Annotated in this window: 11 protein-coding genes; 5 read left to right on the top strand and 6 right to left on the bottom strand. The window is 65.6% G+C overall.

Going from position 1 to position 11,545, the window contains the following annotated elements:
- Positions 1–119 precede the first annotated feature (119 nt).
- Positions 120–320: a hypothetical protein gene (locus AC3EDY_RS15865; RefSeq protein WP_488573459.1), complete on the bottom strand. Its 201-nt coding sequence runs from the start codon at positions 318–320 to the stop codon at positions 120–122.
- 165 nt (positions 321–485) lie between these two features.
- Between AC3EDY_RS15865 and AC3EDY_RS15860 the strand changes: the two genes are divergently transcribed.
- On the top strand, positions 486–1,406 hold the full coding sequence (locus AC3EDY_RS15860; protein ID WP_488573458.1) for an MBL fold metallo-hydrolase: 921 nt from the start codon (positions 486–488) through the stop codon (positions 1,404–1,406).
- 79 nt (positions 1,407–1,485) lie between these two features.
- Here AC3EDY_RS15860 and ubiA read toward each other — a convergent pair whose 3' ends face one another.
- Complete coding sequence (gene ubiA, locus AC3EDY_RS15855) at positions 1,486–2,400, bottom strand: 4-hydroxybenzoate octaprenyltransferase (RefSeq protein ID WP_488573463.1); 915 nt, start codon at positions 2,398–2,400, stop codon at positions 1,486–1,488.
- A 124-nt stretch (positions 2,401–2,524) separates the two neighbouring features.
- Here ubiA and AC3EDY_RS15850 point away from each other — a divergent pair, with 124 nt between their 5' ends.
- Complete coding sequence (locus AC3EDY_RS15850) at positions 2,525–3,280, top strand: 16S rRNA (uracil(1498)-N(3))-methyltransferase (protein WP_488573462.1); 756 nt, start codon at positions 2,525–2,527, stop codon at positions 3,278–3,280.
- A gap of 93 nt (positions 3,281–3,373) precedes the next feature.
- A complete protein-coding gene (locus AC3EDY_RS15845) occupies positions 3,374–4,747 on the top strand; it encodes a glutamate--cysteine ligase (protein WP_488573457.1) in 1,374 nt (457 codons plus the stop codon).
- Between the two features lie 46 nt (positions 4,748–4,793).
- Here the strand turns inward: AC3EDY_RS15845 and AC3EDY_RS15840 are convergent, their stop codons facing one another.
- A complete protein-coding gene (locus tag AC3EDY_RS15840) occupies positions 4,794–5,627 on the bottom strand; it encodes a PhzF family phenazine biosynthesis protein (RefSeq protein WP_488573456.1) in 834 nt (277 codons plus the stop codon).
- A gap of 179 nt (positions 5,628–5,806) precedes the next feature.
- Here AC3EDY_RS15840 and AC3EDY_RS15835 point away from each other — a divergent pair, with 179 nt between their 5' ends.
- Complete coding sequence (locus AC3EDY_RS15835; RefSeq protein WP_488573461.1) at positions 5,807–6,163, top strand: glycine zipper 2TM domain-containing protein; 357 nt, start codon at positions 5,807–5,809, stop codon at positions 6,161–6,163.
- A gap of 117 nt (positions 6,164–6,280) precedes the next feature.
- Entirely contained in the window at positions 6,281–7,588 is a 1,308-nt protein-coding gene (locus AC3EDY_RS15830; protein ID WP_488573460.1) for a class I SAM-dependent methyltransferase, read from the top strand.
- Here AC3EDY_RS15830 and AC3EDY_RS15825 read toward each other — a convergent pair.
- The 3 genes from AC3EDY_RS15825 to AC3EDY_RS15815 all read right to left on the bottom strand — a co-directional run.
- Positions 7,546–9,618, bottom strand: coding sequence for a S46 family peptidase (locus AC3EDY_RS15825; RefSeq protein WP_488573455.1), 2,073 nt, complete (start codon positions 9,616–9,618; stop codon positions 7,546–7,548). The genes AC3EDY_RS15830 and AC3EDY_RS15825 overlap by 43 nt on opposite strands.
- Before the next feature lie 675 nt (positions 9,619–10,293).
- Positions 10,294–10,833 (bottom strand): hemerythrin domain-containing protein, encoded by a 540-nt coding sequence (locus AC3EDY_RS15820; protein ID WP_488573454.1) that lies wholly within the window; start codon positions 10,831–10,833, stop codon positions 10,294–10,296.
- Between the two features lie 281 nt (positions 10,834–11,114).
- Positions 11,115–11,545, bottom strand: a 431-nt coding sequence (locus AC3EDY_RS15815; protein ID WP_488573453.1) for an AAA family ATPase, incomplete at its 5' end; no start/stop codon positions are given.

Here is an 11,545-nt window from a genome sequence, read left to right as displayed (position 1 = left end):
ATCGCCATCCCCGCTCAAGGCCTCGAGATGCTCGCTCAAACTGAACAGGGACTTTGGATCCACCACGGCTCTCCATGATCGCTCGCGATTATTGAATCATCACCTCCGCCAAAACGCTATCAGTTTTTGCGGGCCTCCATATAGGCCTGCGCATCCGCTTTTGCCATTTCTTTCGCTTCATGAGCGACAAACTTGGCCCAAGCATAACCCGCCAGAAGGACAAGAACGGCAAGGAGCATAGAGCCGTAAGTGAAGGCAATTGACAGGCCTGCCAATGCATCGGCAGTGCTGTTGGCGGGTTCAGGCGGCACCGAAATCATAGGCTGGCAAGAGCGGGTTGCCGACTCCACCATCTTCGCACAAGTGTCAGCGGTTAGCGTTTGCGTTGGCATGGCCGCTATCTGCCATAGTCTGAGGCGAACGGCTAGTTAAGTATATAGGCCCATTTTGTTGCGGCGCACACTAAAGCGTGACATCACATCGCAATGGACGCTGCACCCCGTTTTCGCCTGGGCCATTCCCTCCGCGCAATAGCCCTGGTCGCGGCCGCGCCGCTTCTTCAGGCCGCAACTCCCCAATTCGATCCGCTACCGTTCGCCCGCTGGATCGACGGCACCACCAGGGCCGAGCCGAAGATGCAGGTTCAGCGCATCGATGCAGACACGTTCGCCATTCGCCAATCGGTCAAGACCAATTTCGAGGCGCCGTTTCTCTATCTGCTGTTCGGCCAGAACGGTGCCCTGTTGATCGACACCGGGGCCGGCGGCCTTGCCGTGCGCCCCACGGTGGAAGGGGTGATCGCGCAATGGCGCAAGGCCCATGAGCAAAGGCCCGTGCACCTGACCGTGGCTCATTCGCACAGCCACGGCGATCATCATGGCGGTGACAGCGAATTCACCGGGCGGCCCGATACCGATGTGGTGGGCCTTGCCCCGGCCGAAGTGGCGCGCGCCTTTCGCGTGGCCGATTGGCCGAACACCATCGGCACGCTGGATCTGGGTGGCCGGGTGTTGCAGGCCATCCCCACCCCGGGGCACGAGGCGGCGCATATGATGATCTATGACCCGCGCAGCCATCTGCTGTTTTCCGGCGACATGCTCTACCCCGGCCGCCTCTATGTGCCGATCAACCACTTCGCCCAATTCCGCGACAGTGCCCACCGCCTGCAAGCCTTCGCCCAGACCCACCCGATCCGCGCGCTTTTGGGTGCCCATATCGAGATGACCACCACGCCAGGCCAGGACTACCCCATGGAAGCGCCGGCGCATCCGTCCGAACACGGCCTGGCGCTGCCGCCGGCCGCGATTGCCGATCTGGCCCGAACGGTTGACGCCATGGGCAACACGCCTGCAAAGGCTGTACGGCCCGATTTCATCGTCTATCCGGTTGAACCGCGGCCTAGCTGACGGGCGACAGGCGATGGGCTGACGCCGCTTCGCCAGCCCCCCTTGCCGCGTCAGCCGTCAGGCGAGCACCTGTCATGCGCTACCCCGCACTGCCAACCGCCAGGCAAGCCAGCGCCATCAGCAACCCCGCCGTGCGGTTGGACCGAAACCGCGCCAGGGCATTGCCGCCATCGTCCACATCGAGGCTCAGCGCCTGCCAGGCCAGGTGCAGGGCCACCGGCACCAGCGCCACGAGGGCAAGCGGGTCGGGCCGTACCAGCCAGAATGCAAGCGCCCACAGTGCCACGGCGGCGGTGTAGAAAGCCGTCACACCGGGCTTCACCTTGCTGCCCAGCGCCCGCGCGCTCGATCGGATGCCGACGAGGGCATCGTCCTCGCGGTCTTGCAGGGCATAGATCGTGTCATAGCCGATGCACCAGCACATCGCCCCGGCATAGAGCGCGGCGAGGGCACCAAGGTCTCCATCGTGGACTGCCACCCAGCCGGTGGGTGCCCCCCAGGTGAAGACCAGCCCAAGCCAGGCCTGCGGCCACCAGGTGATGCGCTTCATGAACGGATAGGCGGCCACCAGCGCCAGGCTGCCCAACGCGACGAGCTGCGCCTGCCAGCGCAGTTGCACCAGGACGACGAGGCCGACCAGCGCCAGCGCAACGAGCCAGGCCCAGGCCGCCCGGCGGCTCACCCGCCCGCTCGCCACCGGGCGCTGCGCCGTGCGCGCCACCCGCGCGTCGAGATCGGCATCGACGATATCGTTATAGACGCAGCCTGCCCCGCGCATGGCGATCGCGCCCAGCAGCATCCATGCCACCAGGTGCCATTGCCGCGCCCCGCCCGCCAGGAACACCCCCCAGGCGCAGGGCCAGAACAGCAGCCACCAGCCGATCGGCCGGTCCAGCCGCGCCAGCAGCGCATAGTCGCACCAGGGCTGCGGCAGGCGGGCAACGAGGCCGCGATGCTCGCTGTCGGGAACGATCTGGTCGGTTGCCGTGGTCATGCCCGCCGTGTCCTGCGCCCGATCGCCCGGCCCTGCAAGGGGCAGATTGCCCGCGCCCACGGCCCTGCCTATGAACCGGGGCATGACCGATCACCCGCCCGCCTCTCACCTGCGCGCCTCTCACCTGCCGGCAACCCCGGCCTGGCCGCCGCGCTCCGCCCCGCGCCTGTTCGTCGAACAACGGCTCGAAGAAGGCGGCAGCGTGGCGCTGGATGGAGCGCAGGCGCATTATCTGGGCAAAGTGATGCGCGCCGGGCAGGGCGATGCCGTCGTGCTGTGCGACAACCGGACGGGCGAATGGCTGGCCCGCGTGGCGCAGGCCGGCAAGCGCGACATGGTGCTGGCCGTGGAGCGGCAGATGCGCGGCATGGAAGCCGTGCCCGACCTTTGGCTGTGCCCTGCCCTTCTCAAGAAGCAGGCGTTCGACTGGGTGCTGGAAAAGGCCACAGAACTGGGCGCCGCGCAGATCCGCCCGGTGGTCACCCGCCGCTGCGTGGCCGACAGGCTCAATGCCGAGCGCGCCGCGGCGATCGTGACCGAAGCGGCCGAGCAGTGCGTGCGCACGGCGCTGCCCGTGCTGACGCCGCCGGTGAAGCTCGACGCGCTGCTGCGCGACTGGCCCAGCGGGCGGGCGCTGTTCTTTGCCGACGAGCAGGGCGGCGTTCCGGCAGCCGGTGCCTTTGCCGCGCAGGCCGGCCCGGCCGCGCTGCTGATCGGACCGGAAGGCGGCTTTGACGAAGCGGAGCGCGCGGCGATCCGCGCGCACCCCGCCGCCTGCGCGATAACCCTGGGGCCGCGCATCCTGCGGGGGGAAACCGCCGCGGTGGCGGCATTGGGTTTGTGGATGGGGGTCGCGGGGGATTGGCCCGCGGCGAAGTGACCATCGCCCCGACCGGTGGGTAGACCCCTCGCGCCCCTTCCTCCCGCGTTTAGCGCTGGCGCAACGGCGATTTGGCCAGTAACGGATGCGCGCATGAGCACGAGACAGGTTTCAGATAGCAACGATCCTCTCATCGAGAGCCGGGATCAGCTCATCGCCCCGATGCAGCGCGGGGAAAAGCCGCCCACCGCCTGGCGAATCGGCACCGAGCACGAGAAATTCGTCTATCGCGTCGGCGATCACGGCGCCCCCTCTTATGACGAGCCGGGCGGCATTCGCGACCTGCTCATGGCGCTGACCGAATTCGGCTGGGAACCGGTGGAGGAAGGCGGCAAAGTCATCGCAATGTCCGGGCCGGACGGCGCCGTGAGCCTGGAGCCGGCGGGTCAGCTCGAGCTTTCCGGCGCGCCGCTGGAAAACCTGCACGAAACCTGTGCCGAAACCGGGCGCCACCTGGCGCAGGTCAAGACCATCGGCGATCGCTTCGGCCTTGCCTATCTCGGCCTTGGCCTGTGGCCCGACAAGGCGCGGGCCGATCTGCCGATCATGCCCAAGGGCCGCTATGCGATCATGCTGCGCCACATGCCCCGTGTGGGCACGATGGGGCTGGACATGATGCTGCGTACCTGCACCATCCAGACCAATCTCGATTATGCGAGCGAGGCCGACATGGTGCAGAAATTCCGTGTCAGCCTGGCGTTGCAGCCGCTGGCCACCGCACTGTTCGCCAATTCCCCGTTCCTGGAAGGCCGGCCCAACGGCTTCCTCTCCTATCGCAGCCACATCTGGTCGGACACCGATCCCGCACGCACCGGCATGCTGCCGTTCGTATTCGAACAGGGCTTCGGTTATGAACGCTATGTCGATTACATGCTCGACGTGCCGATGTACTTCGTGTTCCGCGATGGCCGTTATATCGATGCCGCGGGCCAGTCGTTCCGCGATTTCCTCGACGGCCGCCTGCCGGCACTGCCCGGCGAGAAGCCACGGCAGAGCGACTGGGTCGATCATCTTTCCACCGCCTTTCCCGAAGTGCGGCTGAAATCCTTCCTGGAAATGCGCGGCGCCGATGGCGGCCCGTGGAATCGCATCTGTGCCCTGCCCGCGCTGTGGGTCGGCCTGCTTTACGATCAGGGCGCCCTCGACGCCGCGTGGGACCTGGTCAAGGACTGGGACATGGCCGGACGCGAAGCGCTGCGCGCCAGCGTGCCCCGGCTCGGCCTAGCTGCGCCGCTGCCCGGCGGCGGCACGCTGCGCGATATCGCGCCCCGCGTGCTCGACATCGCGCGTTCGGGCCTTGCCGCGCGCCAGCGCCTCAATGCCGCCGGCGACAACGAGACGGGCTACCTCGCCCCGCTCGACGAAATCGTCGCATCCGGAAGAACGCCGGCGGAACGGCTGCTCGATCTTTATCACGGCGCCTGGGCCGGGGACCTTTCGCAGATTTACGCCGCCAAAAGCTTTTGAGGCGGCAGCCAGGGGCCGGTCCGGGATCGGGCGGCCTTCTGGCCTTCTATAGTCTCGCCCCTTGCGCCACTATGCGCGCGGCCCCCGCCACCCAGACGGCGCCGGCCTCGTCCTGCGTCAGCACCACCCGCCCGTCGGCGCCGGTGCAGCGCCCCTGGGTGGCGACATAACGCCCCCGGGCCAGTCCCGCGGCAAACAGCACTTGCGCCGCGGCCGCGTTCAGACTGCCGGTGACGGGATCTTCAACGATTTTCCCTTGCGGATCGGCAAAGAACGCCCGCACTTCGAAATCGCTTGCCCCGCCGGGCGCGGACGGGCCGATCAGGCCCAGGTCCGTCGGCACCGGCGCCTCGGCCACGGGGCGCGCGGCCAGCACGGCCACGGCACTGTCAAGGCGCAACAGCCGCCAGGCCGGGCCGTTGCAGGCGTGAACGGCCTCGACCACGGCGCTTTCCGGCACGCCGGCAATACGGATCGCTTCGGCCCGCTCCGCGGGGGAAAGCGGCCCGTCGCGCAGCAGCGACGGGGCGCGAAAAGCCAGGGCTTCATCTTCGATGCGGACTTCCACGAGGCCCACCCCGCACTCCTGGATCACCCGGCCGGGCTGGCGGGGTCTGTTGCCCGCGGCCAGCCAGGCCCTGGCGCTGCCGAGCGTCGGGTGCCCGGCAAAGGGCAGTTCCCCGGCTGGATAGAATATCCGTACACGATAGTCGGCGGCGGCATCCGCAGGGGGCAGCAGGAACGCGGTTTCCGAATAGCCGAGCCAGCGCGTCAGAGCGAGCATGGCCGCGGCATCCAGCACCTCACCCCCGCGCACGACAGCCAGGGGATTGCCCGAAAGCGGACCGGAGGCGAAGACATCGACAAGATCGAGCAGCATGCGGCCATGCCTAGCCCGCCCCAACCGGCTTGGCAAACAACCGACCACCGCGCGCAATGCCCGGTTCACCCCGGAACCAGCAACACAACGAAACGTTCATCCCCGGTTGTGGATCGGTTCGCTCAACATCGCATTCACCGTCACACGTTTTCGGGAACCCAGCAGGGAGTTTCGTTATGTTGAAAAAAACCGTCCTTGCCGCTGTGATGGCGGCCCTTGTCATTCCTGCCGCGCCGGCCATGGCCGATCCGGGCCGCGGCCGCGGCCATGCCTATGGGCGCTACGACAACCATGGCCGTTATCGCGAGCCCCGCCCGATCCGCGCCAACGAGCGCGTCTGGCGCGGGCGCGACGGGCGCTATTACTGCCGCCGCAACAACGGCACCACCGGCCTGGTGATTGGCGCAGTCGGCGGGGCGCTGGTCGGCCGCACGATCGATACCCGTGGCGACCGCACGATGGGCACGGTACTCGGTGCCGTGGGCGGCGGTCTGCTCGGCCGGGAAATCGACCGTGGCAGCGCCCGCTGCCGTTGACGCCAGGCATTCCACCCTCGTCCCGTCAATCAATGGCGCGGCTCGCTTGCAGGCGGGCCGCGCTTGTGCATAGTTTACTGTGCTGAACGGATCCTCGGAGCTGCGTTAACGATGTCCATGCTGATCCTCGGGCCGGTGCTCAGGCGTTTGATCCGTCACGGTACGCTGACGGTGATCGAAGCGGATGGCCGCAGCCGCGTTTTCGGCAACCGGGAAGATGGTTGGCCTGACCTGACTCTGCGCCTGATGGACCGGAAAGTACCCGGCTTTCTTGCCCGCAATCCCAGTCTCGGCCTGGGCGAGGCCTACATGGATGATCGCGTCCGCATCGAAGGCGGCGACATCATGGATTTCGTGAGCTTCGTGCGCCGCAACAACCCGTGGGAGCGGGCGGGCGATATCGACAAGCTTGGCCCCTTGCGCAAGTTCTGGCTGGGTATCACCGGGCGGCTCGATCAGGTGAACGCGCGCACGGCCTCGCGCCGCAACGTGGCGCATCATTACGATCTCGACGATCGCCTCTACGATCTGTTTCTCGATCCTTTGCGACAGTATTCGTGCGCCTATTGGCCCGATGGCGTCACCACGCTGGAAGAGGCGCAGCATGCCAAGATCGAACACATTGCCGCCAAGCTGGCCCTTCGCGCCGAGCACAGCGTACTCGACATCGGCTGCGGCTGGGGCGGCCTGGCGATCCAGTTGCACAAGCTGACCGGGGCCACGGTTCACGGGATCACGCTGTCGAGCGAACAACTCGCCTACGCCCGGGACTGGGCCAGGCGCGAAGGCGTCGATGCCCGGGTCACGTTCAGCCTCACCGATTATCGCGACGTGACCGACCATTACGACCGCATCGTATCGGTGGGCATGTTCGAACATGTCGGCGTGCCCAACTTCGACGCCTATTTCCGCCAATGTCACAATATCCTGGCCGACGACGGCGTGATGCTGATGCACACGATCGGCCGCGCTGGCCCCCCCACGGTCACCGACGATTTCACGCGCAAGTACATTTTCCCCGGCGGCTATATCCCGGCGATGAGCGAGACCGTGGCCGCGGTGGAGCCCAATCGCCTGATGATCACCGACGTGGAAGTGCTACGTCGCCATTATGCCCCCACGCTACGCGCGTGGTACGAACGCTGCGTTGCCAATCGCGACAGGATCGAAGCGCTGTTCGATGCGCGCTTTTATCGCATGTGGCTGTTCTACCTGGCCGGTGCGGCCACGGCATTCGAGCATGCCGATCTGGTCAATTTCCAGTTTCAACTGGTGCGCCACCGTGATGCCCTGCCGCTTACCCGCGATTACATCGGGCGGGAGGAAGCCGGCCTGCGCGCGCGGCGGCTGGCGGCCGCAGGCGCAGATCCGGCCAAGGTCGTTCACTTCGACGCGAGTTCACGCACCAGCGCCGGCGCCGGATAGATCACTTCCAACGCCTGCTGCACGGCTGCGGTGCTGACCACGACCGTGCGGTTGAGGTCACCCTGATAGCCATAGTTGCCACCCAGCGAATGGATATTGCCGTCAAAGGCGGCACCGATCACGGTCCCCTCCCGGTCCACCACCGGCGATCCGGAATTGCCGCCGATGATATCGTTGGTGGTGACGAAATCGAACGGCGTGGCCTTGGCGATTCGTGTGGCGTTGGCGCTGAACGCCTTGGCCAGCGCAAAGGGCTGTGCACCGGTCGCACGCTCGAACGCGCCGCCGATCGTGGTCATCGGCGCAACGTCCTGCCCGCGCTCTTTCCAGCCCGCCACTTTGCCATAGCTGATGCGCAAGGTGAACGTGGCGTCGGGATAGACCGTGGCGCCGTATGCGGCAAAGCGCGCGTCGGCCAGCTTTGCCCCGGCGGCGGCGAGCGGCCCCTGGTATTGCGCGTCTACCGCCTTCTGCAACGCGCGCTGGCGTGGCTCGAGACTGCGGGCATAGACGATCATCGGATCGGTGCTGGCCGCAATCGCCGCAGCGCCGCCTTCCCACAGCGCCTTGCGCATGGCCGGATCACCCAGCGTGGTTCCCGAAACCAGCCGGGCCGCGAGGGCTTCGGGGCTTTCCTTGCCCAGCAGCAGCCGCGTATCGGGATCGTCGGCCCCCAGATACTCGCGCGCTTTTGACAGGCTCCATTCCATTTTCAGCTGCTCGAGCCAGGGATAGACCGGCCGTGCATCCAGCACTTCCTTTTCCAGCAGCGGCAGCGCGCTGTCGGTATAGCCGGGCAGGCGTTCCGTATTCGGCTTGGCGCGCTCGATCGCCGCTTTCACCAGCGTTTCGGCATAGCCATAGAGATCGCCCGAAGGCTCGGTAAAGCGATAGGCCAGATAGACGTTGCGATAGGCCGCGACCGCCTGGCTCACTTGAGCCCAGGGATCGCCGATCGCGGCGTTGCCGGCGACCCGGGCCTTGAGCGTGGCTTCGTTATCCGCCAGCATCTTGACGAAAGCCGGATCGTTCAAAGCTTTCTGCTGCCCGATATAGACCTTGAGCGAATTTTCGATGCCGAACAGGCTGTCTGCGCCCTCGCGCCTGCGCTCGGCACTTTGCGCCATCGCCGCAATCAGCCGCCCGCGCAGTTCCGAGAGCACGGTGTTGGTGATCGGCAGGCGGACCTCGCGCTGGAACGCGATCTGATCCATGGTGAGCAGGCGCTGGGTCGAACCGGGGTTGCCGACGACGAATGTCGCTTCGCCTGCCTGCGGCGCGCGCGGGTTCCATTTGAGGTACGCCGCCGCTTTTACCGGCTTGCCGTTTTCATAGGCGCGCAGGAATGCGGCATCGAGCGCATAGCGGGGATAATTGAAATTGTCGGGATCGCCACCAAAGAACGCCGCCTGGAATTCGGGCGCCCAGGCCAGCCGCACGTCGGAATATTTGCGATAGGTGTAAAGCCTGTACTGCCCGCCGCCGAACAGGGTGACGACCTGGCAGCGCGTTGTGGCCAGGTCCTTGCAGCCCGCCTTCTCGATCTCGGCGATCTTGGCATCGCGGGCCTTGACCAGCGCTTCACCCGCCAAGGTGCCGATCGCGCCCTTCACCGCACCGGTCACGTCGGTGATCGCGGTCACCACTTCGGCTTGCTGGCCCGGGCACTTGCGCTCGTCCTCGCGGCGCGCGGCGATGAAGCCGTTGGCCACCAGGTCGTCCTTCTCGCTCGACAGGTTCTGCGCGCATTCCACCACGCAATGGTGGTTGGTGAGAATCAGGCCTTCGGGCGAAACGAAGCTGGCAGAACACCCGCCAGTCAGCCGCACCGCCGATGCGCGCACGCGGTCAAGCCAGGCCTGATCGGGTGCCCAGCCATAATCCTGCTTCATCCGGGCGGCGGGAAAGGCATCGAACGTCCACATCCCTTCGTCGGCCTGTGCCGGGCCGGAAAGGCCGAAAGGCGCGGCCAGCATGGCACCGCCCATCACGGCAAGGCGCAGACGGGATTTCGTGGCAGCGTCGGGCATCGCAAGGCATCCTTCTCGGGCATTCATTCGACGTGCAGGGGTGCCACGAACCACGCCCGGTCGCAATCGAAACGATCGATACGGCAACGAATAGAACCGTAACATTAACCAGTCCAAAATCGAGTGGTTACTGCGACGCAATAAACTATTAATCTAAAAGCATAATTTTTCTGTGGATAATAACCATAACCGTAATATTCGGAAATATCGCTCGAAACTCAAGTCATCGCCAGGTGACTCAATCGGCTGTGTCTGGCCTCCCTCTAGATGTCTTCACTAAGCAGGGGGAGTAAGGGGAAGCGACATAGGCATGAGGGATCAAGGCCGGAAGCAGGCGGATTGGCCATAGCTCCGGAGGGTTGCCGCGCGCTGGGGAAGTCGCGGCATCTGCTATCCGTCGGGCAGCATCGCTGCCCGACCCGCTCACCCACGCGCTCGGCCTGGCGGCAGGGCGCGGCTTAACCTGTCTTGTCCATCCGCCGTTGCACGCACCTCTGTTCCCCCTGCCATCTGCAACCGAGGGCCGCATGCACGGTCCGCGTCATCCAGGGATACACGCGCGGCGCAGGCATGCTGCCGCTCCGACAGGCGCAGAAATGCGCGACGGACGGTCTTGTCGGAAATCCGGCCGGCGCCGCTCGGGGCCAGGCGACGTGCGGCGCCGCTTTGGACGGATCAGACCGCCGGCGCGGCGTACTTGTCCACCTCTTCCTCGAAGCGGTACCGCAGATTGGTCTGCCGGCTGGTCGGCACTTCGGCCTGCAGTTCCAGAAACCAGTCGCTTTCTTCCTGGTACATGTGATGGGTCACCGCGCCCCGGATATGCTCCAGTTTATCGATGTAATCCTGCGACATCGGCTCGAGCTTTTCCAGCAGGGCCAGCTGCACCTTGGTCATCGCCTGTTCCTCATAGGCCATGCTCGCGTGGGCCTTGTGGCCGCTGTCGGCCATCTCGGGATAGAGGATCGTTTCCTCGGCATTGGCGTGGGCGGTAAGCAGCATCCCCAGACGGCGCGCCGCGCTTCGCCGGCTTTCGGCGTCCGGCGCGGCGTGTACCCGGGCAAAGGCATCCTCGATCGCTTCGTGCTGATCGAGAACAAGCGACAGCCAGCCACCGACGATCGCTTCGTTCCGCGCCTTGGCGCGAGCCGCCAGGCGAGTCTCTTCGCTTTCAAGCGGCGTGATCGCGGCAACGATACGGTCTAGGAAAGACATCGGAATTCTCCTCTGGTCCTTAAGATGATAGCTGGACGCACGGGTAACCCCGGAAAACCTGGCAATGCCAAGGGTCCAGATGGTTTGCGGGCTCTACCGCGGCCCGCATGTTGGCAGTGGCTTCACCATTTCGTTTGACCGTCGTCAGCGATTTGGCATTTCCAGAACGGGCCGCGTGGGGATAGGTTCCGGCCACATGGCCCACAACTGCGATGGCAGGGTCGGATCCGCCGCCACGCCATCCTCCAGCCATGGATTACCGACTCGCCGCCTCCCGGAATTCAGCCAAGGTGCTCAATGACATAGTCTGCACGCAGCGCCACATCCGCTTTTGGCAGAACTACCGGCACGTAACCCATTCGCATGTAAACACCCATCAGCCGTTCGTATTCGGCGATCGCCTCACCGAAATCGTGGCGGCGCTCCGTATCCCGGACCCAGATTTCCGGCCAGGGCGGGACCACGAAAACCTGATAGTGATAGCGGTGCGCCAATCCCAACTGGTCGACTGCGCATTCATCGGTTGCGAATTCCAGCGCGGCTGCAGCATCGATAAGGCCGCGATCGAAAAATACCGGGCCACTCAGCCGGCTAGCGTGTTCACGGTCCACAAGCGCCATTGCGATGGCCTGGCGTGCGAAAGCGGCAAGGTCGACCCATGGCAGCGCCCCGCCGCACCCGGCCAGCGCTGCTGCCACGATCCGGCGACCCG

It is taken from the genome of Novosphingobium sp. DS6-6, assembly GCF_057784975.1.
This window is presented reverse-complemented; position numbering and strand designations above follow the sequence as displayed.

Excerpts from the sequence above, each read along its gene's own strand:
- AC3EDY_RS15845 (WP_488573457.1), top strand. The coding sequence starts at position 3,374 with ATGAGCACGAGACAGGTTTCAGATAGCAACGATCCTCTCATCGAGAGC.
- AC3EDY_RS15840 (WP_488573456.1), bottom strand. The coding sequence starts at position 5,627 with ATGCTGCTCGATCTTGTCGATGTCTTCGCCTCCGGTCCGCTTTCGGGC.
- AC3EDY_RS15865 (WP_488573459.1), bottom strand. The coding sequence starts at position 320 with ATGATTTCGGTGCCGCCTGAACCCGCCAACAGCACTGCCGATGCATTG.
- AC3EDY_RS15825 (WP_488573455.1), bottom strand. The coding sequence starts at position 9,618 with ATGCCCGACGCTGCCACGAAATCCCGTCTGCGCCTTGCCGTGATGGGC.
- ubiA (WP_488573463.1), bottom strand. The coding sequence starts at position 2,400 with ATGACCACGGCAACCGACCAGATCGTTCCCGACAGCGAGCATCGCGGC.
- AC3EDY_RS15830 (WP_488573460.1), top strand. The coding sequence starts at position 6,281 with ATGCTGATCCTCGGGCCGGTGCTCAGGCGTTTGATCCGTCACGGTACG.
- AC3EDY_RS15820 (WP_488573454.1), bottom strand. The coding sequence starts at position 10,833 with ATGTCTTTCCTAGACCGTATCGTTGCCGCGATCACGCCGCTTGAAAGC.
- AC3EDY_RS15860 (WP_488573458.1), top strand. The coding sequence starts at position 486 with ATGGACGCTGCACCCCGTTTTCGCCTGGGCCATTCCCTCCGCGCAATA.